The following is a 26303-nucleotide window of genomic DNA, read 5'->3' as shown; positions in this document are numbered from 1 at the left end:
CCGTCGCTCAACATCGGTCCAGGAGTGGGTGGGGGCGGCGTGCGCTGTTGAGCAGCGACGTAGCTCAGCGCTGCAAATGCACTAATCAGAAAAAAGGAACACCAAATTGCTTTTCTCCAACGCGAATTGTTCATCAGGCTCTCGATTCAAATTGGACGAGCAGGGAAGCAGGACGAATGCAGCAGCGTGCAGCAGCGGTAGCAACGCAAGGATTAGGTCGGAGTCCGGGCCGTCTCGTTCAAAGCTCACTGCATGGTCATTGTCAACGTGGGCAACATTGTATGGATAAAATATCCAATGTCAACCAATGTCTGGAAGCAGGCAGCAGCCGCGCCCATCGACATCAACGTCTTTCCCACACATGAGCCAGCGCAGCGCTAAATACCGATCCTCCAGTCCCGTTCCGATTCACGCCAGGGCCGATGTATAGGAACAGAGTCACCTTGATCTGCTGAGGCTGCAAGGCTGGTTCTACTTCTCGAAATGCAGGTATCAGGATTCTCCACAACTTGCGCTGATCACGTTCTACAGTGCAGAGTCTTGTCATGGCCGGACCCTACGCCGATGAAGGCATCGATGAATATCTGCGCAAGCGGCTCATGCCGGTTGAGGGAGCAATTCCGCATCTCCTGGGAATCGAGATGTATGGGAATTCCGTTCCAGTGGGGACAGTCGGCGGCGATCTATTTGAATATATAAATTTCCAGCAGCGATACGATCTCGACACGCGAATTCAGCAGGCGCAGAAGCGCGCCAATGAATTTCTTGAGCCGCTTCCACCCGGAACAATGTGCCGCAATTCAGTGGACGACCACGTGCAATGGTTGAAGTCGCGGTCGGATTATAAGCCCGAAATGGAAATCGAGTACCGGCGCGCCCGCAGCTCTGAAGAAATCAGGATTTCTGAAAATCTGCGCGAGCTCTACAACATGGCTGGCGTTCTACTGGTCGATGCGCAGGGCCACGGGCTGATTTCCGCCAAAATTGCTTCGACCGTTCACGACACGTTTCATGCGTTCATGCTCGCTGAACTCGATCAACACGGAAAAACCACTCCGGCGCTGTTTGAAAATATCAACCTGCGGCTCGCGCACTCGGTCACGGCTCGAAATGCGCTTGGCAGAACCGAGAAGGACTACGCGCGCGAGATCGCGACTATGTTGTACGGAGAAGTGCATCCATATGGGTATTTCCGATTCGTGAATTTCGGACACCCACCGCCGCTCGTCTTCTCCGCCGAATTCCGCAGGTTCGTAGAAATCCCTAAGGACCGAATGCTGCAATTTCTTCCATTAGGTCTGCAGATCCCGGAGGACCATCCCGATCGCAACCGGTATTTTTCGATGCAGATCCGGCCCAGAGGAGCGAGTTCATCCGACGTGGCTGAGATCACGCTCATGAGTCCAGGAGACATCCTGTTTCTGTACACGGATGGTGTTTACGACGGGAACGAAGAAGAAGAGCTCCGGCACCTCGAGTCAGTCATGCGTGATCATTATTGGGAATCGGCGAGAGACATCTGCAATGCTTTGCTAGCGCACGCAACCAGAGACGATGACCATCTCCGGCAAATCGGAGAAGAGGATCGCATCGACGACAAAACAGTCTTCATTATCAAACGAAGCTGAATCAGAAATATGCCGCTCTGCCTGGTCGGTCCAGACGCGGTATGCCGCGTCTGGACTGGATCATTTTCGTTTGGCCTCTCCTATGCGCAACGGAGAGAGACCTAACTTTCGCTGCTAACTTCGTTGCCGAGCGTAAGTAGGTTAGAAATCGTGGAAATCCAGTTGGCGGGGTTCACCGTTCTCATCGAATAGTTCGGCAGCACTCGATCCTGTCGTTATGCCGTCGGTAGAGGGCTTCGGTTCAAGCTTGCGCTCCGCCTTCTTTCTGGCTTTTTCCGCCTGACGTTCGCGGCGCGCGCGCTCTCGTTCCCGTTTCTTAAAAGTCTGACTGACTGGCATGACCACCTCCAAGGATTAGCTTCCTACTACCGTATCGCGCAACGTGCGTTGTCGTTGGCTACTGGGTTCGTAACGTGCTTCTGCAAGCCGCCTCTGTGTCTTGACAGACACGCCTAGTGTCCCCATTGCTCCACGACTCAAGCCTTCGAACGCTCTAAGTCGTTGATTATTAAGGCCGGGTCTCGCGGCCGCTGACCTGCAACTTCTTCCAGTGTAAAGCAAGGAGAAAAACGGTGCAGGCACAGAGAAAACGACTTCACGCGGCAGAAAGGCCAATAGCACGAGTTTTGGTCACCTTTGTTCTTGCTGCGATGGCCGGACGACACGCAGCTGCTCAAAGCGTATCGGCGTCCCCGGTGCGCCCGGAGCATCGACGCCGCATCGTGGTCAGCATTCCTCATCGCAAGCTGGCTCTGATTGAAAACGGACAGGTGAAAAAAGTTTATCCCGTAGCAGTAGGGGCGGCGAACAGCCCCAGCCCATTCGGAACCTTTGAAGTGAAAAACCGCCTGGTGTCCCCAACTTACTACCACCCCGGCAAGGTGATTCCCGCGGGCGCGAACAATCCGCTGGGGACGCGCTGGATTGGTCTGAGCACGAAGGGATATGGAATTCACGGAACTAACGTCGAGAACTCGATCGGTAAAGCAGCTTCGCACGGATGCATTCGCATGCACCGCAAAGATCTCGAAGAGCTCTTTGCAGATGTACAGGTGGGCGATCAGGTCGAGATTCGCGCGGCGGCTGATCCCGAAACGGAATCGATCTTCGGCTCGGCGCCAACCGAGATGACGACAGAAAATGTCGTGACTGCTTCGGCGACAAGCGCCGTTGAGAGCAACGCAAGTTCAACCATAGCGGCAATGAGCGGAGAGCCGGCACAGCAGTAACAGAACCCGCTGCGGTAGCGGCGGGAGCAGTACCTAGGTGATGGATGGCGACTTCAGCGGATCGGAGGACAAGGCAATGGAACTCACAGGAATGATGGCAATCGCAGGCGTATTTACCGGATCGGTGCTGATCGCACTTTTTATCGGAGAGGCGCTAATCACGTGGACCATCCGCGCGATGGATGCAGGCGTGAAACGCGCCGAGGCAGCGCGGGTTGCGGCGCAGCCGCAAGCCAGCACGAGGTTGCTGGCCGGACAACGTCCGCGGCTGCAAAGGGTGTGACGCCGCTACAGAACCGCCGGCGGTAGCCGGTGGGGCAGCCGCGCACCTGCGGCTGCGCTTTTCCAGAGTGCTTGCGGTCTCGCGGCACTCGGAGCTGGCCATGCGGCCAGCTCGGACCCACCGGCTACCAGCACCGCAGCAATCGCAAGCCGGCGTTTGCTGGGGACCCGGTATCTCGCCGCCGGTTCGGTTGAGAGTTTTGAAGGAGAATCCCAATGTTGCTGTTGAAGTTCTTGCTCATTACTGCCGGAGACGCGCTGCTGGTAGCAGCGGCTGTCGTTCTCGGCCTCGACGTTTACAACTACATCCGTGCTCGTCGGCAAATCGAAGCTGCCGAGAGTGGAACAGAAAAACTCAGCGAACCTGAACTCAAGCTGCGCGTCCGCCTGGCGGGATACATCAGCGGAGCCGGTCTCGTGCTCCTGCTGCTGGCCACTACCTTCGACATTGTTCCGGCGGGACACGCGGCAATTCTTGTCAGCCAGATTTCCGGAACTGAGCCGACCACGCTTTATCCTGGAATCCACTTCAAATCCCCTTTTGAAACTCTGGCGATCTATGACACGCGGACGCACATGCTCACGACCGGCAACGTTGATCAGAGCCTCGAAGGCGAGAAGGCCAAGCGCCACGAGACGTTAAATGTGACGGCGACGGAAGGCCTGACGATTGGGCTCGCGATTACAGTCCGCTATAAGCTCGATCCCAATCGCCTGGCTTATATCCACAACAATCTCCCGTCGGACATAGATACTGAAGTCGTGCCTCCCGTCGTGGCGACGGTTTTCCGCGAGATCGTGCCCAACTACACGATTCGCGATGTCTTTGCACGCAAGCGGGAAGAGATTCGCAAAGCTGCAGCAGAGCAGATCGCGCAGAAGCTCAAGCGCGACGGCATCACGGTCGAAGAAGTGATGCTTCGTGACATCGTTTTGCCAACCGACTATGCGCGCGGACTCGAAGGTCTAATCGAGAAAGAGCAGGAAGACGAAGGGCTCACAGTGCAGACCGAGATCGAGAAGAAGCAGGTACAGATTGCGCAATATCAGGCTGAGGCTCAGAAGGTTCGGACAGTAAAGCAGGCGGAAGCCGGAGCGCAGGTCAGAGTACTGCAGGCGAAAGCAGAGTCCGACGCTATGCAGTACACGCTGCCGCTGAAGCAAAAGCAGATCGAGCAGACCAAGCTCGAAGCCGAAGCACGCAAGCAGGCGACGATTCAGAATGCAGAGGCTGAAGCGCAAGCGAAGGTCATCGACAGTAAGGCGGAGCAGGAACGGCAACAGTTGCTGGCGTCGGCCGAAGCGAATCGTATTCGCGTGGTTGCGGCTGCGGATAAGGAGCGCCTGCAGGGCGAGGCGATGGCCCTGAAGCAGAATCCGCTGCTGATCAACAAAATTGTCGCGGAGAAGCTTTCCGACAAAATTCAAGTGATGATGGTGCCGGCTGACGGGAAGTTCTTCTTTGCGAACGACGTTCTTAAGGCGCCGCAGGTGTTCCAACAGCAGGGAGACGATCCACCGGCACCGTCGAGCCATCCGGGCGGCAGATGACGCAACCCGATGATCCGCATTCAGGAGTTAATTGATTAATAGGATCTGTAGAGCAGGATCTGTAGAGCGGAATGGGCTCCTGATCGTCGCATCAGGAGCCCATTCTCGTCTGGACTCGCTCAGCCCGTTGCACCTGGTTCTTTCAATAAAATTGAGTTGTGCCTGCAAACAGAACACAATCGTCGTCAGCTCGCGATGCATCAGACACGGCATCTCCTGAAGCGGAGGAGCGTTGGGCTGATGTCTCCGGTGGAAAATTGCGTTATCTGGCGCAGGGAACTGGCGCTCCTCTCGTACTCTTGCACGGCATTGTGGCTTCGTCCTTTTCTTTCCGACTGGTCTCCCCAGATCTCTCGCGCGACTTTCGCCTGTTTATTCCGGATCTGCGCGTGGCCGGGGCCGACGCTTCATTGCGACCGACAGCAACTCGAATCCTCCAACTATTCGCTCGCGAGGGTATTGAGTCGGCTGATCTCTTAGGTAGTTCCCACGGCGGAGCCGTCGCGATGGAACTTGCCGCGACGGCTGCACACCGCATCCGCCGGTTGATTCTGGTTTCGCCCGCAAATCCGTTTGCTCGCGGCTACCACCGCGTGGTGAACTTCTATCTCAGCCGACCAGGCGGCATATTCATTCGCCTTGCTCCATTTGCTCCGGTCCCAATATGGGAATATGCCATTAAACGCATGTGCGGCGAGAGCAGCATCCTTGCACTAGGCATCGGCGCTGGTTACAGACAGCCGCTGCGCGAACGCGGAATAACCGGTCACATTCGATCGAGTCTGCAGACCTTCATCACCGAAGTCGAAGCGCTCCGACCAAAACTCTCAGAACTCCGCAACATACCGACATTGCTCATCTGGGGAGATCACGACCCTGTAGTCGAACTCGAGTCCGGACATCAACTTCAGCAAGCCCTGGGAGCGAAGATGGTCGTGATGCCCGGAATAGGCCATCTACCCTATGAGGAGAACCCGGAAGAGTTCAGCCGGATCGTGCTGAAGTATTTGGGAATCGGGTCATCAGGTCATCGGGTGATCTGAAAGCTAATGTAGGATGCATCGCCTCGGCTTTTTCAGCACAGCGAACAAGAAGGGAAACGGCGTTGCTGTTCACTTCACCCGATGACCCGATGACCGGATGACCCGATGACCCGATTCCTTCCCCCTCTGCTATTCTTCGGCAGGACGCATGCACCTACTCGATCTGCTGCGTAAATATTTTGCTGAGTATGGCTACTGGACGGTCGCGTTCGTACTCCTGCTGGAGAACGCCGGCATCCCTTTACCCGGCGAGACGACGTTGCTGTTTGCGGCAGCGCTGGCTTTTTCTGAACACAAGCTGACCCTTTGGGGAGTGATTGTGGTTGGAGTGATCGCCTGCACTTTGGGCGACAACCTTGGATATTGGATCGGACGTCGCGGCGGTCGTCCGCTGCTTGATCACCAGCGGCGGATCTTTCGTATCTCTGAAGAGCATCTCGCGCGCGGCGAGCGATTTTTTTTGCGCTACGGTAGCTTCACCGTCTTCTTCGCCCGCTTTGTTTTCGGCCTCAGGATTCTCGCCGGTCCCCTAGCCGGTGTACTGAAGATGCCATGGAAAAAGTTCGTGCTCTTCAATTTTCTGGGTGCGGTGCTCTGGGTTTCAGTCGTCGCTTCGCTGGGGTACTTCTTTGGCAGCCGCTGGGAGTGGTTCATGGGCGAGCTTGACGATCTGCAGCTCGTCTTCGCGATTCTGGCGATCATCGGGTTGCTCTTCCTGTGGCGTCGCGAGCGAAAGAGAGCGGCGCGTGCCCGCTAGATTCAACCGGTTCTTCGCCGAAGTCGATGCAGAAGCCTGGGTGCGCTTTCTCATCGCGCTGCTCGGGTTATTGTTCTCTTTCGCGTTCGCGGTGCTCTCTACCAGCTTTCGCGATCAAGGTAATCTTCTTGGGACAGCGATCACCGCTTCACTGGCTCTGATCACCGCGGTCGTTGTTGGTCTGGCAACAATTCCGTACCTCACGCGCCGCATTGCCGCCGAGCATATGCGCTTCAATGTTCGCTATGAACTCACGCGCGAGGGAATCATCTATCTCGTCGCCGTTCTGGTAATCGGCATCGCTGCCCTGAATACCGGAAACAATCTTTTGTTCATAGTGGTCGCTGCCATGTTGGCTGCGGTTTTAGTTTCAGGTATTGCTTCAAGTCTTGTTCTGTTCCGACTGAATCTGAAGCTCACGCTCCCCGAGCATGTGTTTGCCAATAAAGCTTTCCTTGGTTCAGTCAGCGTACGCAACGACGGCTGGCTGCCGTCATTTTCGATCAGCGTAGTTCCAGAGATTCCCGATAAACGGCATCGCTGGCGCTGGCAGCGCACGGAAATTGGGTTCCCGCCGTTTCGTTCCGGCAATCGCCAATGGTTCCGAATTCCGGACTACCAGCTCAGAAAACTCGCGCCAGAAAAACTCAAGCCGTCGATCTTCAGCGGCACCGTCTACTTTCCTTATCTCCCCAGCCGTCATGCCGAGTCCGCAACCGTGGAGCTTACATTTCCACGCCGTGGCAGCTACGTCCAGAATGCGTTGGGTTTAGCTACACGGTTTCCATTCTCGTTCATCATCAAGACGCGTCTCATGCCCTTTGAGCGTGAGCTGGTGGTGCTGCCCGAAGTAGAAGCGCGCGAGCAGACACTCACGATTTTGCCGGCGCTTCGCGGTGAGTTCGAGATCTTCGTGGCCGGCAGGAGCAACGATCTATATCGGATCCGTGAGTTTGTTCCCGGAGATGCAGCGCGTCACATCGACTGGAAGGCCACAGCTCGCTCGCACACCGTGATGGTTCGTGAGTTCACCCGCGAGGATGAACGCAAGCTGAAGATCATCTTCGACAATCCCGGACCGGCCGACGTGAGTGACGAAGAGTACGAAGCCGCAGTAAAGCTTACTGCCTCGCTGGCCTGGCACTTCGGCGGAGGAGACACCGAAATCAGCTTTGCTGCTCCCGGATATTCAGGCACCCGCGATGTGCTCGGTTTTCTGAAATACCTGGCTTTAGTAGAACCGCAAGCGCAGGCGCTTCCGTTAGAGACACTCATTACGGAAGGCGCCTACAACGTAGTGATTACGGCGCGAGCCAGAGGATCGATTCCCGCCCCGCTCTGGCCGGGTTCATACTTCATCTTCGTGGGAAAAATTCGATAAGAATTTTCGGCAGCAGTTCCGGATTGGCACAAGTTGGCATCTATCCCTGAAATAGCCATGGAGCACTACTTACCTTCATTCCGCCTGGAATTTCCGGGTACTTATAACGAATACCGAATCCTCGATGGCCAGGTTCAGTTCCGTAACAAAGATGGACACTGGCGCGAGCTCGATGCCGAAGATGTACGCATGCACTTCGCCCTGCGCACGCCGGTCGCAAGCTGGATACGCGCCAATACTGCACAGGTTCGGCTCGCGGTCTAAATTGGGAATTTCTGCACGCGTCGTCCTCTGCTAAGCGGACCGACCTTCACCGGAGCAGATTCGAGAATCCCGGCAGCTTGGTGATGTCGTTGAAGATCACCATCGCGGCGAACAGCACCAGGAAGACAAATGCAGCCTGATAGATGCGCTCTTTGATCTGAATGCTGATGTCTCGTCGAATAATGCCCTCGATGAATAGCAGCAGGATCACCCCGCCATCCAAAATGGGAATTGGAAAGAGATTGAAGATTCCCAAATTGAGACTGATGCCGGCCATCAGCAGAAGCAACGGAGTCCATCCCGGCTCTCTTGCGGCCTCGCCGGAGACGCGAGCGATGTCGATCGGTCCGCTCATCATCTTGACCGAGACCTTCTTCTGCACCATCTTCTCAACCAGCTCGATCAGCAGCATCGCGTATTTCTTGTTCTGCTCAACCGAGCGGCTCAGCGCCTTCGGGAAGGGAAGCTTGTCCACCGCCTGACGAACGCCAACCGTAATCCCGACCAGGTACTTCTCGTGCCCTTCGCCATCGGAGCCCAGCACCGGAGTAATGTCGTACTTGGACACCTTGCCGTCGCGCATTGCCGTCACTTCGACCGGCTTGCTCTTGTTTTCCTGGAGGAAATGAGTCAGCTCGCCGGGAGAGTGCACGCCAATGCCGTTGATGGCGAGAATCTCATCGTCTTCGCGGATGCCGGCTTTGTAGGCGGGCATGTTTTTCTCCGTCGAGTCGATGACCACTCCCGCCGCAGGTTCAAGCCCCGCTTCGCCAATTCGGCTGGGACCGTACGTGTCGGGAGTAAGAGTCGTGTTGATGGTCTGATCGCCGCGTTTCACGATCAGGGGAATCGGCTGTCCAGGATTGATCGCGATCTTCGCCCGCGTATCTTCCCAAAGTGGGTTGCTTTGTCCGGCAATGTCCGTGATCAGATCGCCCGGCTTCAGCCCGGCTTTCGCCGCCGGAGTGTTTTCCTCGACCCAGCCCACACGCGAAGGCTGATCGATGTACCAGTCGTGCTCGTAATGAATCATGTACACGCCGGTGACGATTCCCAGCGCGAGAACGACGTTCATCGCCGGCCCGGCAATCGCGATCAGAAATCGCTGCCACCGCGGATGCGACATGAATTCGCCCGGATCCCCAGTGCGAGCCTCCATCGGATTCTCGCCCGACATCTTCACATACCCGCCCAAGGGTAGAGCCGAGATGCGATAGTCGGTGTCGCCGCGCCGGAATCCAAGCAGACGCTTACCAAAGCCGAGAGAGAACACTTCAACGCGCACGCCGCACATCTTGGCGACGGCATAGTGACCAAATTCGTGCACCAGGATCATGACTCCCAGTACGAAAGCCATAGCCGCCAATGCGATAACAACGCTAATCAGAGATTGCATTTAATCAGTTATTCCGGGTTGCCGAGCTTGAGTGTACACCGCTGCCGGCGGCCACCAGAGGTCTTTCAGTCCCTACCAGATCGGCTGCCAGCCCACGCGCCTCAGCATCCATTTGCAACACTTCCCTAATAGATTCAGGATGACTGGCTCTAGTTTCGTCCAACACCTTCTTTATTGTGCGGGGGATATCTTCAAATCCTATCAGGCCATCGAGAAAAGCCGCTACTGCGACTTCGTCGGCGGCGTTTAAGGCAACCGTCTTAGCCCCTCCAGCTTCCGCGGCCTCGTACGCCAGCCGCAGGCAAGGGAACTTCTCTGTATCTGGTGGGCAAAAATCGAGCTTTTTCAGGCTGTTGAGATCGAACTTCAATTCTGAATCCAGCCGTTCAGGATAGGTAAGCGCGTACAGGATCGGTAGCCGCATATCCGTGACCGACAGTTGAGCAAGAATGCTGCCGTCGTGGAATTCCACCAAAGAGTGAATGGTCGACTGCGGATGCACAATCACCTTCACCCGCTCCGGCGGCAAGTTGAACAATCGACAGGCCTCGATCACCTCGAATCCTTTATTCATCAGCGTGGCCGAGTCGATAGTAATGCGCTTGCCCATTTTCCAGGTCGGATGATTCAGCGCCTGCTGCACCGTTATGCTAGCAAATTGTGACTTTGGTGTATGAAGAAACGGCCCGCCGGAGGCCGTCAGCCAGACCGCGCTAACCTCGTGGAGACGTCCTCCGCGCATGCACTGATGCACCGCGTTGTGCTCGCTATCGATGGGCAGCAGCGGCTTGCCTTGACGACGAGCCTCGGCAGTGATCAGCTCGCCTGCCGCGACCAGACACTCTTTATTTGCCAGCCCAACAGCCTTGCCGGCCTTCACAGCTTCGTAAGTAGCTTCAAGCCCGGCGACTCCAACGATCGCGCTAACCACAAAGTTGGCGTCCGGATGCGTGGCGACCTTCACTACACCAGCAGGACCGGAGAGAACCTCGGTCGCGAGTCCAGCCGAGTGCACTCGCGCGCCCAACTTCGACGCCGACTCCTCGTCGGCCATCGATACCATTTTGGGACTCCACCGGCGGCACTGCTCAAATGCTGCATCGACGTTTCTTCCCGCAGCAAGCGAGACCACGCTGAATCGTTCTGGATATGCCTCAACGATCTTCAGCGTACTCACGCCAATCGAACCGGTAGAGCCGAGTATGGCGATGCGTCTGACTGAATCGGGAGAAAAGCTCTGGGGAGGAGCTGGCTTAGAGGAGTTACTCACGCTTCGTGGGATCGACAAACTATGTACGGCTCTCGGTGGGAGTCTCGACTTCTTTTCGGGTGTAGCCCCCGACTTTAGTCGGGGGAGTCCGCTTCAGCGGACTTCTCCAAAGCGCCTCCCACGATTGCGCTTTAGCGCTGGTGTTTTCCTAAAAGTGGATGAGGCCGAATGAGCAATAGTACCACAGCATCGGAGAGGCCAGGAGCAGCGCGTCCACGCGATCCAGCGCGCCTCCGTGGCCTGGAAGCAGCGCGCCCGAATCCTTCATCCCCGCGCCGCGCTTCATCATCGACTCAACCAGATCGCCAATCTGTGCCGCGATATTGATACACGCCGAAGCGAGCACGGCCACCCAAACCGCGTTGTGCTTCGGCTGCGCGATTCCCGAAAGGGCACTGGTATGACCCAACAACTTCCAATTCGTGAACGCCTGAGCAACAGGCGTGTTGTACACCAGCAGCAGCGTGCCGACAATCATGCTTCCGATGATCGACGCCCCAGCACCCTCCCAAGACTTTCCCGGACTGATGCGTGGCGCCAGCTTATGTTTTCCGATCGCGCGCCCGACGTAGTAAGCGAAGATATCGCCTGTCCAAACCACCAGCATTAAGAAGAAGACGGCAAACGCGCCATCAGCAATCAACCCCCGCGCGAAAAGCAGGAATCCCAAAGTGATTCCGATGTAAGGCACGGCCATGTAAGAAGCCGCAGCCGAAGGCAGCGCCTGCCGCAGATCTTCGAGGTGCATCGCACAAGCCAGCAGAATCAGCGGCGCCAAACTAACAACGACAAGCAGCACCGTGTACTGAAAGAAAGGATCGCGCGTCATCTGCCAGCCCGTAGCGCCCGATGGACGCTGGCCGCGCAACGCTATCGACAGATAGTAATCGCCCAAAACAGCAAGCACAGCCAAGTAAGTCAAAATCCGCAGCGGCCGAAGCTGATGCGCCTCGACGATCTTCAAATACTCCTGCGTGCAAAGCATCGCCAAAACAGCAAGCACCAGTGCATAAAGCCAAAACGGCGCCTTAAACACCACCAGTACCACAATGGGAATCAGAATTAGAGCTGTAAGCACTCGCTGCATAGACTATGGTGGCCGGCACTGCGCAACGGAACCGTCGGCGGTAGCCGATGGGTCGGAGATGGCCGCCAAGGCCAGCTCCGAATGTCTCGATGCTGCTGGAATTCTCGTGAAGCGCAACCGCAAAACAAGCGGCTGCCCCATCGGCTACCGCCGACGGTTCTGATTACATCACCCGCGCGCGTGGAAGGATAGTGCCGTCAAAGGCTACTTGCGCGCGCCGACGAGTTCACGGGCATGATGGCCATTCCCATTCGACCCCAACCCGCCATACCGGCGCTCACGCCGCTGATAATCCGCGATGGCATGCAGCAGATCGGTACCCTCGAAGTCGGGCCACAGTTTGGAGGTCACGTAGATCTCCGCATAAGCAATCTGCCAAAGCAGGAAATTGCTCACGCGCAGCTCGCCGCTGGTGCGGATCACCAGATCAGGATCCGGCAAGCTTCCATATAGATGTCGCGCGACCAGCTCTTCATCGATGTGCAGATGATCGATGCCGCCGTTGTTGCGCGCCGCGTCGATGATCGAGCGGAAGGCATCGACAAGCTCTGTGCGCGCGCCGTAGTTGAGCGCGAGCGTGAGCACCATGCCGGTGTTGCCGGCGGTCTCTTCCTCAGCCCACTTCAACCGCTGCTGGACATTCTCCGGCAGCTCCCAGATGCGCCCAATGTACGTGAGCCGAACATTGTTCCGATTCAGCCGCGGCACCTCCTGCTTCAGGTACTGCCGCAGAAGCTGCATGAGGAACTCAACTTCAGCCGCCGGACGCTTCTTCCAGTTCTCCGCCGAAAACGCATAAAGCGTAAGGAAGGGAAGCCCAATGCGAGCCGCCGTCTCGACCACGCCCCGCACCGTCTGCACCCCCGACCGATGCCCCACAAACCGCGGCAAATGCCGCCGATTCGCCCATCGCCCGTTGCCATCCATGATGATGGCAATATGCCGAGGCAAACGCGAAGCATCGAGATGCGAGTAGATCTCCCGCTCCTTGGTTAACAGCTCCTCAACCCTGCCACTGTTTTGGTGCAAGTGCTTCATGCCGCAAAGTAGTACGTTAACACGGTCGGAGGGTGGGTGGCAAAGTGAGAGGGAAGGTTCCTATGAGGTCATGCTAGAATTCGCGGCCCGGAGGGGTGGGATGTCGAATATAGCGTTGAAGGATTTCAAATTTTTCCGAATGTGGCCGCGTGAGGTCTTTCGTTTCAAAGACGAAAGTGGCCGTCTTCACATAAAGAGTATCCAGGACCTGCGCGTGGCAGGCGTGTACATCCTTTATAGAGGCGACGAACTTTACTACGTGGGCAAGGCGGGTGACCTATTTAGGCGTCTTCACGATCACGCCAATAAAGTGACTGATCGGTACTATCCGCACTGGGATTATTTCTCGGCTTTCGCTCTTCAAAAGACGGTCAAAAATGCAGGAGCAAAAATGCTGGAATTGGAGGCAATTCTCATAGCTGCTATCCCACGCGCGACAAACAAATCCACGCCGAAGTTCAAGAGGATTGAAATTCCCAAGACGCTGCGCAAAATGCTCGGCGCGAACAACCCCAAGGCAATGGCCGCGAGTGGTGGATCGTGATGCTTGTAGCAGAACGATGACAAAACACGATTTGTCATCCTGTCTATAACCACGACGGCTCTGTCAAGATCTGATTTTGAACTCTGCGGGCGACACCTCTCCCGTGAGCACGAGCGATGTTGTTTTTGCGCCGGCGCTTTTCCCTTATCAGGAAGGGGTTGCCGTTGGTTTTGTTGTTGCTTTTGCTCAAGACCAGGTCACTCGTGCTTTGCTTGAATCCCTCGATGGAAACCCTTGTCTGGTTCCACCAACCATCTATCCGGTCTGATACTCCGACCATGATTCCTAGTGCAAACTCCTCACCGTCTCCGGCCTAGATTCTGCTTCGGCCTGATGAGGAGGCGGGGCGCTCACTCAAAGCGTCGGTCTCTTTGCCTGCGACCACAGGATGACTCGAGCTACCCCGCATACGAACCAGTTCCGGATACGTCTTGTTCGTCTTCAGCATCCAGAACACGCGCACCGCCAGCTTGCGCGCCACCATCACCTTGGCGATGCCCTTGTTCTTCTTCACCGCCAGGCGACGATACTGCCTGGCTAATTCCGCGTCCCCGCGCACCGCCGTCTGCGCTCCCTGGATCAGCAGCAAGCGCATAAAGCTGCTGCCCTGCTTGCTGATCGAGCCCAGCCGCCGGCGCTTGCCGCTGGAATCCTCCGCCGGATTCAATCCCAGGTAGCTGACCAACTTGCGACTGGTCTCAAACCGCTCCCCGACATTGCCCAACGTGAGCACCGCCGCCAAACTGATCACCGGCCCGATTCCCGGATGCGTCCTCAGCAGACGCGCTTCGGCTCGTTGCTGGGCCGCCTGCTCTACGGCCGCATCCAGCCCTTCGCAGTATCCGTTCAGCGACTCCAGCAGCTTCAGTAGATCGTCCCGCCGCCGCGCTGTCCATGGCTCCAGCTCCAGCTTCCGGAGCAGCTCTTGTCCCGTTTTGGTCCATAGCTGCCACTTCTTCTGCCGGCCCTGATTCAGCGCAATATGCTGCAACTGGTTCTTTACCTGCGCTCGCATCCGCACCAGCTTGTGCCGGTGCAGCAGCAACTGCCGCAGATCGCGCTCTTCCAGCGTCGGTACCCATTCCAGCTCCGGAAAATCATCTTTGAGCATCAGCTGGCAGATATGCTCAGCATCGCGCCGATCATGTTTCTGCTTGCGCGTGTCCTTGCCCCGGATCTTGGCCGCGTCTCCGATACGCAGCTTGTGCCCGTACTGGGCCAGCTTGCGCTCGAACCAGCGCATGTTCCCACTCGTCTCCACCCCCACTTCACTGCCCGGCGGCAGGCTGGAATAAAACTTGTCCACCTCCTCACTCTCTCCATGCTGCAGCCACTGCTCCACTACCTCGCCGCCTTCCTGGTTCACCGCGTACACTTGCTGACCACTCGGATGAAAATCACAGCCTATAATCCACATGACTGGCTCCTTTCGCCCGAGCGACTTGGTCTTTAAGCAACCTCAGTCTACTTGGCGTCTGGAGCCGTCGTGGTTATGTAATCAAAGCGCATCTTTTGCGCGAAGGATCTCCGGGAATGTTCAAAGTAAAGTGAACTTTCTTGGCTCTTCGGCCAAGCTGCACTTTTGCCGAGGAGCCATACCGGCGGCATTTCAGAACGACGCATCTCGGGAGATCCTTCGCGCAAAAAACGCGCTTCAGGATGACAGGCTGATCGACCTGCCGAGCGTTGCGAAAATGCGCGCGGCAAAGTGCACCTGGAGATAGCCATTCGGCCATCTCCGGCCCAGCGGCTACCGCCGCCGGTTCTGTTTACTTCATTGCCGTCTGGCTTTGGTTCTGCGCTTCTGCGCCTTCCAGCACGTCGTACAGCGGCTGCGCCGGCCAGGCTTGTTGCGCCTGGTTTACTGCAGTCGCAGCGAGGATTTTGATGTTGTGGTTGTGCGGCAGCGTTAGCGTAGTTGCTCCCGCAGGAATATCGATTGGGTAAACGAACAGATACGAATACTGATACGCCTCGTTGCGAGCAGCGTCGTCATGACGATGCGAGGCGTACCAGCCGATGTCGGCGCGCTTGATGAAGCCCGGACGCAACCCAATCATCTCGCCGTATTCATCCACGCGCGGATGACGGTTGTACGTCGGTGGTCCGATCTCTGCCGGATTCTCGATGACCTCTTTCCAGATGCGGTCGTCCCACTGACCAACGAAGCCGGTCCATTCCTGCACGTTCAGGTTGGCGGTTTTGTCTCCCACTTTGAAATCCGCTTTGTGATCGCCGTTCGAAGCGGCAGCGAGAATGTAAAGGCGGTTGTATTTGCCTGCGGGCAGCTTGATCTGCTGGCCTTCGGCGATCACCGCGTCGGCTTTGGCTGACGGCGCGAGTGTGAAGGTCACGCCCGCGTAGTCGATTTTTTCCGGCAGCATTTCCGCGGGCAGCGCTTTGCCTTGCGGTTGCGTCGGCCGATCGTAGGAGCAGTCGAAGCATCCGGCAGCGGGTTGGTGATCGTAGGTCGCGACCGACACCTGATATGGCAGCTTCACCGCAGCAAACTGAGGAGCGGCAACCTTCTTCGGAGCGGCGCCGATTCGCAGGGCGAAGGTTTTCGGCTCGTATGCGGTAAATGACGTAACGAGTGCTCCGCCTTGTACATGCGCGGCGCCCAGCGGCTGCTCTTGCGCGTTGACTTCGCGCGCTGCAGTTACCGGCGCTGCGAAAGTAAAACGGACATCGTTCTGCGGCTTGCCGTCGAGCTCGACTGCGCGCAGGACGATCTCGTCGCTGTGCTCGGCCTTCTTGAGCGCCAGCACGCGAATGCGGCTGTTGTTTACCTTCACCAGCGAGAACTGCTTGCCGAGCGAGCCAGGATGCTTGGTGGCTTCGAAGGCAACCAGCGGATCGTTCAAGCGCTGCGCCTGCCAATCGGTCTGGCTGGAGCGCCAGTCGCCATCGTGTCCGGCGATTCCGAAGAGGATGTCGTGGTGGCCGATGTCCTGCGTGCCCTGATCGTGATATCCGCCGCGCGTGCCCGGAGTGCGAATGAGCGTGAGGCGGATGGTGTTGTCGTTCGGCTTATCAGAACCGTTCTTGCAATCCGTAAGAACCGTTGCGCCGTAGCTGCCGCTCTGATCGGTGAGATCGATCCACTGATGCGAAGCGACTTCAAATTGGCGGGGCTCCTCGTTCGGACGCTGAATCGTGCCGACATCCCAGTTGTAGGTCGCCATTTTGTTGGCGGCGCTGAACGGGAACGTGGCCTTCAGGTTGACTTCCTTAGTGTCCCAGTTGATTTTGTTAGCGAACTCGATGCGATTGCCGCCATCGCCCGCAGCCAGTCGAATCGTTTGCACGAAGTTCGAGCCTTCGGTTTCGCGTTCGATTTGAAGAGCAACGCGAGCCGGACCGTTTTCGATGACAGTAACTTTCGGCGAGCCACCAACGTACGCCTTCGGCGCGCGCTGCTCGTCTTCGAAGTCCATGTTCCACGCCGGCCAGTGCTCGGGATTATCCGTGGAAATCGCGAGACGAATCGGAGCGGAGAGCAGTTCCTTGTTCAGTTTCTTATCGAAGACGCTGGAGACGTCGCCATCGCCATTCAGCTTTACGACGTAGCGCGCGTTCTCAAGTGAAGATTCCGAAGCCTTCAGTTCCGAATTGGGAGCGGCCTCAGTGGAGGGCTGAACGTCGAACACCGCATAGCCGGTTGACGGGACCTTCGCGACGAACACGACTTTGGCCTTACCCTCGCCGTCTTCGGAAACCTGCGCCGGCGTTTCCTTCCCATCGGGACCGGTTACACGAACCGATTTGGGAACGCCACCGTCGAAGTTCAGGTGCGCTTCAACTACATCCTCACGTTCGATGTTGAGCGGGTTGTAAACGACAACTGGTGTGCCCTGGCTTTGTGTATTCAACGCCGAAGCCACAGTTTCGGTCGCGCTCTTGAGCACGCCGGCGAACTGGTTCATGGCGATGATGTCGTCGTTCCACGCGAATTCAAATGCTTTCGGAGTCGCCGTGCCGGGAAGCAGATCGTGGAACTGTCCGCCCATCACCAGCGTCCATGCAGCGTTGAGCCGATCCTGCGGATACGCTTTGCCTCCAAGCCATGCTGCGGCGAGAGAAGCCTTCTCGGCGGCATCGCCGAGGAGCTCGTTCTTGCGCATCCAGCGTTTCTGGTAAGCCTCGGATGTAAGGGAGCCGGCGGAGTGGTTGATCAATTCAAGATCGCCTTTGTAGCGCGGCATCTTGTCGGTCTTGCAGCACTTGAGGATGTCCATGAACATCTGGTCGGCCTTCGACCAGACGACGTGAATCGGACCATTGCCCACCTGCACCGGCTGCGATTCCGCTTTCCCGGGCTCCTGCTCGGCTTCCCACTCGCGGGGGTTTGCCGGCGGATTGGGAATCACTGCTTTCGATCTGGTGACAATTCCCTCCATCAGCTTCACCGAATACTCATTCGGAGCTCCGCCGATGTCGCCGGTGCCAACGTAGTGGTAGTCAGCCTTTATGCCCGTCAGATCGCCGTTGATCTGAATGCGCTTCACCCAGTCTTCCTGCGGACGCGTGCGGAATGCGTTTTGCCGCTCTGTCAAATTGGGATCCGGAGGAGGTGGCGGAGGCGGAGTCTTGCTCAAATCGTACGTAACCTGGCTGCCATAGCTCAGTGGATTGAGCGCAGCGATGATGGTGCTGCCATCCGTGCCTTCCCAGATGCCGACGTTAAACGGAATGCCCTCGGGTGTCTTCTCCGGCGAGTCCGGACCGCCGACGTGCGGCGCCGGCTGCCATGCCGCTGAGAGCTTCTGGGTCGAGAATCCTTTGATTCCCGCGTGATGCAGAATGCTGGGCAGCGAAGCCGGGAAGCCGAAGCAGTCGGGCAGCATGTACTCGTTGCTGGCTTCGCCGAACTCGCGGCGGAAGAAGTTGTTCCCATAAAGGATCTGGCGGAAGATCGACTCGGCGTTCGGGGAGTTTACGTCGCCTTCTTCCATCGAAGATCCGGCCGGAAACCAGCGGCCCGCGGCAACATACTTCTTCAGCTTCGCGAAGCCTTCCGGGTAGTACTCCTTCATCAGGCGATAGCGATTCGCCCCGGTAAAGTTGAAGATGTAGTGCGGATAGGTGTCCGAAAGATAGAAGTTATTCCGCAGCGTCTTGCTCAGATACTCATCGATGGTCTGCGGATATTGCCAGCGCCACTCGGTATCGAGGTGCGCGTAGCCGACGACGTACAGCGTCGGTTGCTTACTCAGATCAACCGGCGAGGCAGGGGGCAGGGCTTTCACTTGCGGCGCAGCCGCGGACGCGGATTTTTTTTGATTCTGAGCTGAAGATGATTTCGTGGCGTTTTGCGCGAACGCCATACTGAAACAGAAAGTTACTGACAAGAACAACAGCATGCACCGCCGTTGTATCGTCTGCATTAGTCGCTTCTCCATAATTTGAATGCCAGATTAAGATCGGTCAGTACCGTTCGCGGTAGCGAATGGGTGCTTTCTTCGAAATCAGACGAACCCATCCGCTACCGCGGACGGTACTGACGTTGCAGATCAACCCATCCGCTACCGCGAACGGTACTGACGTTGCGGAGCTCAATTCCCCAACTCCAGCTCGCGCGACAAAAACGCCATGATCTCCGGCGGCCGCTCTAATCTTCCGAGTTCCTGCCGGAACGATTCGTTCATCAACCGTCTGGCCAGCTTCGCCAGCACCTGCATGTGACTGTTATTCGCATCGGACTCGCGCACCGCAAGCAGGATCACCATGCTCACCGGCTTGCCGTCGAGCGCAGCCCATTCTACTGGCTTGCTGAGTTTCAAGACGGCGACCGAGTTCGCATTGATTGCGTCGCTGCGGCAGTGCGGAATCGCGAAGCCATGGCCCAAGCCGGTGGAGTACGCGCTCTCGCGCTGCCAGACAACTTCTTCCAACCGATCGGGATCCTGCGTGCGTCCGGCCATGTACAAGGCGTCGACCAGCTCACGAATCGCTTCTTCTTTCGTTTCGCTGTCAGAGCCAACGATCACGAGGTCAGTCGAGAGCAGCGCCTGCTCCACGACTTGCGATTGCGCTTCCGCGAGCAACATCTCCACGTCTTTCACCTGCGCCGCACTCGTCATGCGATCGAGGATGAGCCGGCATTCGGCAGCCGAGAGTTCAGCAATCTTCTGTTTCAATATGGGAATTTGCGGCGAGGCGGCGCTGATCTCGTCGAGTCCCAATCCGATCAGGATCGGCAGGTTCGCGGGATCGCCTGCCATCTCGCCGCACATTCCGACCCATTTGCCGTGTTCGTGAACTCCATCGACGATGTGCCGCAAAAAGCGCAAAAAACTGGGATGGTGGACGCGCGAAAGGGCGGCCACTTTTGCATTGTCGCGATCGACGGCGAGAAAGTATTGGTTCAGATCGTTGGTTCCGATGCTGAAGAAATCAAGCTCGGTGCACAGTTGGTCGAGAATGAAGGCAATCGACGGAACTTCGATCATGATCCCCAAAGGGATGTTTTCATCGAAAGAGATTCCCGTCTCGTTTAGCTCCTGTTTCAACTCGGCAAACTGCGCCTTCAACCAAAGCACTTCCTCAATGGTCGAGACCATCGGCGCCATGATCTGGATTCGCCCGAAAGCCGAGGCGCGCAACAAGGCGCGGAGTTGCGCGCGAAAGAGATCGCGGTGCTCCTGATAGATGCGCATGCCGCGGAATCCCAGATAGGGATTCGATTCAGCCGGAAGATTCAGATTTGGAACAGGCTTGTCGCCGCCAATGTCGATGGTGCGGATGATGACCGGCCGCTTCCCTGCCGAGCGCGCGACTTCACGGTAGATCGAGAATTGCTCTTCTTCGTCCGGCGCCTCATCTCTGCCGATGAAAAGCATCTCGGTGCGAAACAGTCCGATGGACTCAGCGCCGTTCGCGAACGCGACGATGGCTTCTTCTCCGGATGAAACATTTGCCGCCACCTCGAGTCGCTGACCGTCGCGGGTGGCGGCGCGACCATAACCGTCGCGAAGCAGCGCATTCTGGCGCGCCTCTTGCACGCGGCGCTCCCGATCGTAAAAACGCTGAATGGCAGCGGTGCCGTTGGGAATCACCAAGCCGCGGTTCGCATCCACGACCACGTCGTGTTCCTGAGAAAAGAGCACAGGAGCATCCTTCACGCCGACGACCGTGGGAATTCCCAGAGAGCGAGCAAGGATCACCGTATGCGAAGTGGTTCCGGCATACTCCAACACGATGCCGTGCAGCCAGCGAGAATCAAAGCTGAGCAACTGTTGCGGTGCGAGGGTTTCCGCCACCACCACGCTGGGTTCGCTCAATTGCAGTGCCGGAGCAGTGAACCGCGAACCATAGAGTTCTTCCAGCACCCGCAGGCAAATCTCCTGAAGATCTACAGCGCGATCGCGAATATACGCACTGGTTGATTGCTGCAATGTGGAGATGAAATGCTGGGCGGCTTCAATAAGGGCTTGTCCTGCAGAGCGTCCTTCGGCGATCAGTTGGCTCACCTTGTCAGAAAGTGAAATGTCGTCCAGAATCGCCAGATGAGCTTTCAGGACGCCGGCTTCCGCCGGTGACATCGATCGCGACAGCATGCCTTTAATGCGCTCGCGAACCGCAGCCAGCGCACGCTCGATCTTGCGCTCTTCCCGTTTTGGATCTTCGGCGCGCTCTTCTTCCAACGCTTCGGGAAGATGCATCCCGCCTATCACGACAGCTTTGCCTTTTCCGATTCCCGCGCTGACTGCTACACCGGAGTGATAAGAAATCGTAAGGTGTGCAAGCGCTCGCGGCAGAGCGATCGGTTTGCGGCTCTCATCAGGCGCACTCAAAGGTTGATCGCTGAACGGAAGACTCTGATCGATATATGCTCGCAGAGCTGCGCGTGCCGATTCTTCATCTGTCCCGACGATGCGCACCGAGCATTCATCGCCGCTGCGAACATCGGCGGAGATAATCGCCAGCGTGCTTTTGAGATTGGCTCCGGCGCCGGTTCTTAAGTTTGTCAGGGAGAGTTCTGAAGCAAAGCCGCCGGCGAATTCCGCCAACTGGCTTGCCGGACGGGCATGGAGTCCATTCGGCAGCGGACAAACGAACTTGAACTCCACCGGATTACAGACTCCCTGACTCATGAACTAGCCTTGAATTCTTTTAAAGACACCAACCGGGTCTTTAATGGCGTCCTGCACCGGAACGCGAATGACCTTGATTTGATCAAAGCGTTCGCGGTTTTCGATCTCGATGTCGACGGCAAAGATCGCGACCTGCGCCTGGCGAATGTCGCTCTCTTTCAGTTCGTTCTCGATTCCCATTGCGCCCTGGGTTTCGACTTTGATCTGGTGCCCGAGTGTTTTGGCGGTCTTCTCGAGCTGCTCGGCCGCCATGTAGGTGTGCGCGATCCCCGTAGGACACGCGGTTACAGCAACGATCTTCATACTTTGGCCCTTTTTGAATTTCCGGCAGTGAACCGAGTCGTCCCCGAAATGGGAAGAGCCGAACTTCTGCCGTAAGTGATTTGCGTTCTCCCGGCTTCGAGGAAGCCGACCAAACGCAATCCCTCTGAGTTTCTATTCTGCTGATGGTAAGAGCTGCCCCGGTTCTTAAAGAAAGAGCCGGCATCCACCCGCCAGGGCCATGAAAGCTGGCGGGTGGACGACAGCAGGTTTCCCGCCGCGCTAGAACTCCGCGCGCAACGAGAGTTGAAGGTTGCGTTCGCTGCCTTTGGTCAGCACTTGTCCGAAACTCTTGCTGGTTGGATCGAGCTGTAGCCCGCCACCGCTGGTGCCGCCCCAGTTCGGGTGGTTCCAGACGTTGAAGGCCTCAGCGCGGAATTGGAAGTTGACTCGTTCATTCACTGCGAACTTCTTGAACAGGCCCATGTTCCAATTCTGGAATCCCGGCTGATAGATGATGTCGCGAACTTGTTGCGTCACGAAGGTTCCAGGAGCGGGCGCAGTGAAGTCGGAAGCGCAGCAGATCCATTGGCCGGAGGATCCGAAGGTATGTGGAGTGCTGAGCTTGCCGTCCCACGAGAAATACTGCCCGTTGACGCCGCAACCAAAGTTGGAATCCAGTCCTACGCCAGCGTAGTCCTTGGATTGTGCAGCGCTGCAGGGCGTGCCGCTTTGGAACTGCGTAATACCGCTAAGTTGCCATCCGCCGAGTACTTTCCCAACGAGGCTGGACTGGCTGCGGAAGAACGGCAGTTCATACAGGTAATTGATCATCAGGATATTGCGGGTATCGAACTCCGACGGCCCCCACATCATGCTCGTGTTGTAGGTGTCAGGAACGACATCGCGTTGGTTGGAGCCGTTGTCCATGCTTTTGGAAAGCGTGTAGGAAACACCAAACATCAGGCCGTTCACGAAACGACGGCTCAAACTCGCCTGCAAGGAGTTGTACTTAGAATTAGCGACGTTATCAGTCTCGCGTATAGATCCAAAGCCCTTGTAAGGCCTGAGTGCGTCGATGTTCTTAACCCCCGGGTTTGCTGCGATGGTAGCGGTCGTAGGTTGGTTGATATTCGCCTCGCGCTGCAGATGCAAGCCGCGACGGCCCACATAAGCGACATTGGCAATCAGGTTCCACGGCAACTCGCGCTGCACTGAAGCGTTCCAGTTCCAGGCTTCGGGATTTTGGAACTCCTTGCTCTGAGTGGTAACCACGAGCGGAATGGCTGAGGCCGAGCTTGGCCCAAGAGCATCCACTTGACCGTTCGTCAAGCTTGCCATTGGCTGGAATGGCGGATTGCCTCCCAGAAAGATAGAGTCACTAACTCCCAGTCGGGTGTAGAAACGGCCCGCTCCAGCACGCAGAACGGTCTTGTTATTCAACTGGTAAGCAGCACCCAACCGTGGCTGAATGTCATTCCATTGAATGTCGGAGTAGTGATCCGACACTCCGCGGAACAAGAAGTTCCACTGGCTGGTATTGGCTTCAGGAATGTGGTTCTTGGCGTCAGAGGGGAATCCGCTGCCGGGAATGACCATCCCGTTATAGAGCTGCTGCAGGGTTGGTGTGCCAAGGATCAATCCCGTATTGGGATCGACCGTGACTGCGAGCGATGGGTCGTAGAACTGCGGATCGAACACCGCCTGATTTCCCCACCAGGTATGGTAGGGAACGATCACCGAATAGCGGACGCCCGGAGTCAGGGTGAGGTTCTGCGAGACCTTCCAGGTATCCTGTGCGAAAGCTTCCCACATGCTGCCGCGGAAGACGGTGTAGGCGCGGTGGCCGATTTCTGAATAGCGATCAAACAGGCCGAGGGCTGCGTTTGCAGCCGCTACTCCCGTTCCGCCTGCGCGGCTGTCCACGAACTGGAATTGGCCATTCTGGTTGTTGGTGCAGGTCGAGCAAGCCGATACGTTGATTTCGTCGTTGTCGTTCTCACCTGAGTATTCGTACAAGCCACCGAACTTCCAGGTGTGATTTCCCTTTACCCAGGTAAAGCTGTCGGAGAGGTCACCAACCGGGCCGGCGGAGTGTGACGGATACGGTCCGCCGTTGAGAGTGGAAAACTTCGACATATTGACGCTCGGAATACGAGTCGGCAGCAACTTCGATCCATCATTAAAGATGTAGTTGTAATTGACGCCGAAGAGATTCGGGCCCTGAGCTGCGCCCTTGGTGCGATCCAGGAAGTTCGCGGCATCGATGGGGATGTGAACGACATCCTGACTGTAGGACAACAGGACTTCATTGACTTTGGTCGGGCTGATTGTCCAAGTATGGTTCAGCGAGTAAGTGTAGTTCGGCCGATCGAAGAACTTCGGAGTTTCGTTCGTTCCGCCGTCCAATGGCTGGTACTCAAACCACGCATAATTGAAACGATGGAAGCTGAGGCGCTGTTTGTCGGTTGCATTCCAATCGAGGGTAAGAGTGTCTTTGCGTTGATTCTGTGGGTGCTTCGCGAAAGCAGTCCAGTTGTTGTTGCCAATCGGTACCGTGAGGTTCGGCACCGGCCAGGAGTTCAAAATGCCAAGGCCATTGTGGCTGACGCGCGATGCTGGAATCACGTTCGCACAAGTAGCAGCGCCGGTGCAGGCAGGGCTGAAGTTCGGGTCGGCGGGATTGGACGAGGCCACGAACTGCGTACCGGTGGTCGGGTCCTTAATGACTCCCGTAGTCGCTGTGTACCCAAAGATGGGGTTGGTCAGAAGTTCTCTGAAATCACCCTCGCGCATGGCGAGCGTTGGTACGGTCTGGGAGCTCGTGTCGGTAAAGACACGTTTTACCCACTCCTGCCCCCAGTAGAAGAAGAGCTTGTCTTTGTTGGAATTGAAATGGTTCGGTATATAGACCGGCCCACCGATGTTGTATCCAAACTGGTTGTAATGATCCGGAGCCGTGAATTGGGTAAGCGGGTTCTGATTGCGGGACCAGGAGTTCGCGTTGAAGATGGTGTTACGTACATATTCGAAGGCCGAGCCGTGGAACGTCTGCGTACCGCTCTTAGAAACAATGCGGATCTGTCCGCCGGATGAACGGCCATATTCTGCCGAATAATCGGCCGTGAGGACCTGAATTTCCTGTACTGAGTCCACATCAGGCTGGCCGAGAATAGCGCCATTGGAACGCGTGCGCATAGCGGGTGCGCCATCGTAAGTGACCAGACTCTCAGGTGTGCGAGCACCGTTAATGTTGGTCGAAAGACCTCCGACACCGATCGAAAGACCAACGATGTTGGTGCCGCGGACGCCCGGAACCAGGTTGGCCATAAAAATCGGGTTCCGACCGTTGAGTTCTAGAGAGTCAATCTGCTCACGGTTGACGAGTTTCTGCACTGTTGCCGATTCGGTTTGCAGTTGCACCGCTGATGCTGACACCTCGACCGTTTGCGTGGTCGCGCCGACGGACAGCGTTGCATCGACTACGAGGTTGCTGGAGGGATCGAGTTTGTTATCAGCGCTTTGAAATTTCTGGAACCCGGTGGCTTCTGCAGTCACCGTGTACAGGCCCGGCGGAACGTTGGTAACCGTGTAATACCCCGACTCGTTGGTGACGGTCGAGCGCTGCAGACCGCTTTTGTTTGCCACTGTGACCTTGGCGTTGGGAATCGTGGCGCCTGACGGATCTTTTATGAATCCGGAAATTCTTCCCAAGTCAGACTGCGCAAAGGTGAGCAGACTGAAGAACGTTAGCGATCCGACACACAGGACGAAGCGCAGAAAACGACGCACGTGAATTGACATATTCGTTCCCTCTCAGTTGGGCAATTCTGGTATGACTCCGGAAGCCAGCTCGTCTTCCGCTTCCGGCCTAATGACCCGATTCGTGCGCGCAGCTACACGACACACTTCGGGTTCTACATTCGCTTACGGTTGGGAGTATCGCCGAGCAAGCTGCCAGGATGAAATAGGAGACAACGCACATTTGTTGGACAAACGTAACAATTCTTAACGTCGGCATATTCGAAGACAACATGTCAAGACCATCTTTGGCTGGAATTCAGGAACTCCAGCCCGAATTGGCCGCCGATTCCTCGAACGCAGTCCGGCCTGGTCGAGTTCCGATTTGGAACGAAAAAATCCTTGCAAGATCCCTGATATTTTTGTGACCTCTTGCCGCAAACCATCCTAAGCTCCTGGAAATCTAGAGCTTGCGGCGCAAATGACACGAATCCCTGTTAATTCCCTGCCCCAAGGAAAATTTTTCAAATTCTGGGCAGAATTGAGTGATTTTTTGTCTGCAGAACTCCAAATCCCTGTACTAATCGCTGTTCTTGGAGTGACCCCCAAAAGTGAGACAGGAGAGAAAATCCCTATCTACAGCGAATGGAGAGTAGATGAGGCGATATCGACGTTGGACGGTAGAAGAGAAGCGCCAGGCAGTGGAACGGATGTCGAGCTGCCGGCATGCAAAGC

Annotated in this window: 21 protein-coding genes; 11 read left to right on the top strand and 10 right to left on the bottom strand. The window is 56.6% G+C overall.

Annotated elements, in window-relative coordinates; translation table 11 throughout:
* The first annotated feature begins 545 nt into the window (after positions 1-545).
* The gene (locus VFU50_10605) at positions 546-1628 is read left to right on the top strand and encodes a PP2C family protein-serine/threonine phosphatase (GenBank protein ID HEU5233303.1); all 1083 of its coding nucleotides are present in this window, start codon (positions 546-548) and stop codon (positions 1626-1628) included.
* Positions 1629-1769: 141 nt separating this feature from the next.
* Here the strand turns inward: VFU50_10605 and VFU50_10600 are convergent, their stop codons facing one another.
* Complete coding sequence (locus VFU50_10600; protein HEU5233302.1) at positions 1770-1967, bottom strand: hypothetical protein; 198 nt, start codon at positions 1965-1967, stop codon at positions 1770-1772.
* Between the two features lie 287 nt (positions 1968-2254).
* Between VFU50_10600 and VFU50_10595 the strand changes: the two genes are divergently transcribed.
* From VFU50_10595 to VFU50_10565, 7 genes are all read left to right on the top strand, one after another.
* The gene (locus VFU50_10595; protein HEU5233301.1) at positions 2255-2857 is read left to right on the top strand and encodes a L,D-transpeptidase family protein; all 603 of its coding nucleotides are present in this window, start codon (positions 2255-2257) and stop codon (positions 2855-2857) included.
* A gap of 76 nt (positions 2858-2933) precedes the next feature.
* Entirely contained in the window at positions 2934-3140 is a 207-nt protein-coding gene (locus VFU50_10590; protein ID HEU5233300.1) for a hypothetical protein, read from the top strand.
* Between the two features lie 215 nt (positions 3141-3355).
* Positions 3356-4690 (top strand): SPFH domain-containing protein, encoded by a 1335-nt coding sequence (locus VFU50_10585; protein ID HEU5233299.1) that lies wholly within the window; start codon positions 3356-3358, stop codon positions 4688-4690.
* A gap of 158 nt (positions 4691-4848) precedes the next feature.
* The gene (locus VFU50_10580) at positions 4849-5733 is read left to right on the top strand and encodes an alpha/beta hydrolase (protein HEU5233298.1); all 885 of its coding nucleotides are present in this window, start codon (positions 4849-4851) and stop codon (positions 5731-5733) included.
* Between the two features lie 148 nt (positions 5734-5881).
* A complete protein-coding gene (locus VFU50_10575) occupies positions 5882-6490 on the top strand; it encodes a DedA family protein (GenBank protein ID HEU5233297.1) in 609 nt (202 codons plus the stop codon).
* Positions 6480-7871, top strand: coding sequence for a DUF58 domain-containing protein (locus VFU50_10570; protein ID HEU5233296.1), 1392 nt, complete (start codon positions 6480-6482; stop codon positions 7869-7871). Before VFU50_10575 ends, VFU50_10570 begins: the two co-directional genes overlap by 11 nt.
* Before the next feature lie 57 nt (positions 7872-7928).
* Positions 7929-8135, top strand: coding sequence for a hypothetical protein (locus tag VFU50_10565; GenBank protein ID HEU5233295.1), 207 nt, complete (start codon positions 7929-7931; stop codon positions 8133-8135).
* Positions 8136-8181: 46 nt separating this feature from the next.
* On the opposite strand, the gene rseP is transcribed toward VFU50_10565, so the two are convergent.
* The 4 genes from rseP to VFU50_10545 all read right to left on the bottom strand — a co-directional run bounded on the left by rseP (position 8182) and on the right by VFU50_10545 (position 12926).
* Positions 8182-9531, bottom strand: coding sequence for an RIP metalloprotease RseP (gene rseP / locus VFU50_10560; GenBank protein HEU5233294.1), 1350 nt, complete (start codon positions 9529-9531; stop codon positions 8182-8184).
* Between the two features lie 4 nt (positions 9532-9535).
* Entirely contained in the window at positions 9536-10708 is a 1173-nt protein-coding gene (gene dxr / locus VFU50_10555; protein HEU5233293.1) for a 1-deoxy-D-xylulose-5-phosphate reductoisomerase, read from the bottom strand.
* 241 nt (positions 10709-10949) lie between these two features.
* The gene (locus VFU50_10550) at positions 10950-11888 is read right to left on the bottom strand and encodes a phosphatidate cytidylyltransferase (GenBank protein ID HEU5233292.1); all 939 of its coding nucleotides are present in this window, start codon (positions 11886-11888) and stop codon (positions 10950-10952) included.
* Positions 11889-12092: 204 nt separating this feature from the next.
* On the bottom strand, positions 12093-12926 hold the full coding sequence (locus tag VFU50_10545) for an isoprenyl transferase (protein ID HEU5233291.1): 834 nt from the start codon (positions 12924-12926) through the stop codon (positions 12093-12095).
* 100 nt (positions 12927-13026) lie between these two features.
* On the opposite strand from VFU50_10545, the gene VFU50_10540 reads away from it, so the two are divergent.
* Together VFU50_10540 and VFU50_10535 are read left to right on the top strand one after the other, a co-directional pair.
* On the top strand, positions 13027-13470 hold the full coding sequence (locus tag VFU50_10540) for a GIY-YIG nuclease family protein (GenBank protein ID HEU5233290.1): 444 nt from the start codon (positions 13027-13029) through the stop codon (positions 13468-13470).
* Between the two features lie 103 nt (positions 13471-13573).
* The gene (locus VFU50_10535; GenBank protein HEU5233289.1) at positions 13574-13738 is read left to right on the top strand and encodes a hypothetical protein; all 165 of its coding nucleotides are present in this window, start codon (positions 13574-13576) and stop codon (positions 13736-13738) included.
* A gap of 45 nt (positions 13739-13783) precedes the next feature.
* Here VFU50_10535 and VFU50_10530 read toward each other — a convergent pair whose 3' ends face one another.
* The 5 genes from VFU50_10530 to VFU50_10510 all read right to left on the bottom strand — a co-directional run bounded on the left by VFU50_10530 (position 13784) and on the right by VFU50_10510 (position 25631).
* Positions 13784-14887 (bottom strand): IS110 family transposase, encoded by a 1104-nt coding sequence (locus VFU50_10530; protein HEU5233288.1) that lies wholly within the window; start codon positions 14885-14887, stop codon positions 13784-13786.
* A 352-nt stretch (positions 14888-15239) separates the two neighbouring features.
* Positions 15240-18797: a glycoside hydrolase family 38 C-terminal domain-containing protein gene (locus VFU50_10525; GenBank protein ID HEU5233287.1), complete on the bottom strand. Its 3558-nt coding sequence runs from the start codon at positions 18795-18797 to the stop codon at positions 15240-15242.
* Between the two features lie 228 nt (positions 18798-19025).
* Positions 19026-21566, bottom strand: coding sequence for a phosphoenolpyruvate--protein phosphotransferase (ptsP, locus tag VFU50_10520; GenBank protein HEU5233286.1), 2541 nt, complete (start codon positions 21564-21566; stop codon positions 19026-19028).
* Positions 21567-21569: 3 nt separating this feature from the next.
* Positions 21570-21869: a PTS fructose transporter subunit IIB gene (locus VFU50_10515; GenBank protein HEU5233285.1), complete on the bottom strand. Its 300-nt coding sequence runs from the start codon at positions 21867-21869 to the stop codon at positions 21570-21572.
* Positions 21870-22109: 240 nt separating this feature from the next.
* A complete protein-coding gene (locus VFU50_10510) occupies positions 22110-25631 on the bottom strand; it encodes a TonB-dependent receptor (protein HEU5233284.1) in 3522 nt (1173 codons plus the stop codon).
* Positions 25632-26049: 418 nt separating this feature from the next.
* Between VFU50_10510 and VFU50_10505 the strand changes: the two genes are divergently transcribed.
* The coding region (locus VFU50_10505; protein HEU5233283.1) for a hypothetical protein at positions 26050-26303 on the top strand (254 nt) is incomplete at its 3' end.

The sequence above is a fragment of the Terriglobales bacterium genome (assembly GCA_035764005.1).
Classification (GTDB): domain Bacteria; phylum Acidobacteriota; class Terriglobia; order Terriglobales; family Acidobacteriaceae; genus Gp1-AA112.
The sequence above is the reverse complement of the archived record's forward strand: the minus strand, read 5'-3'. Positions and strand labels throughout refer to the sequence as shown.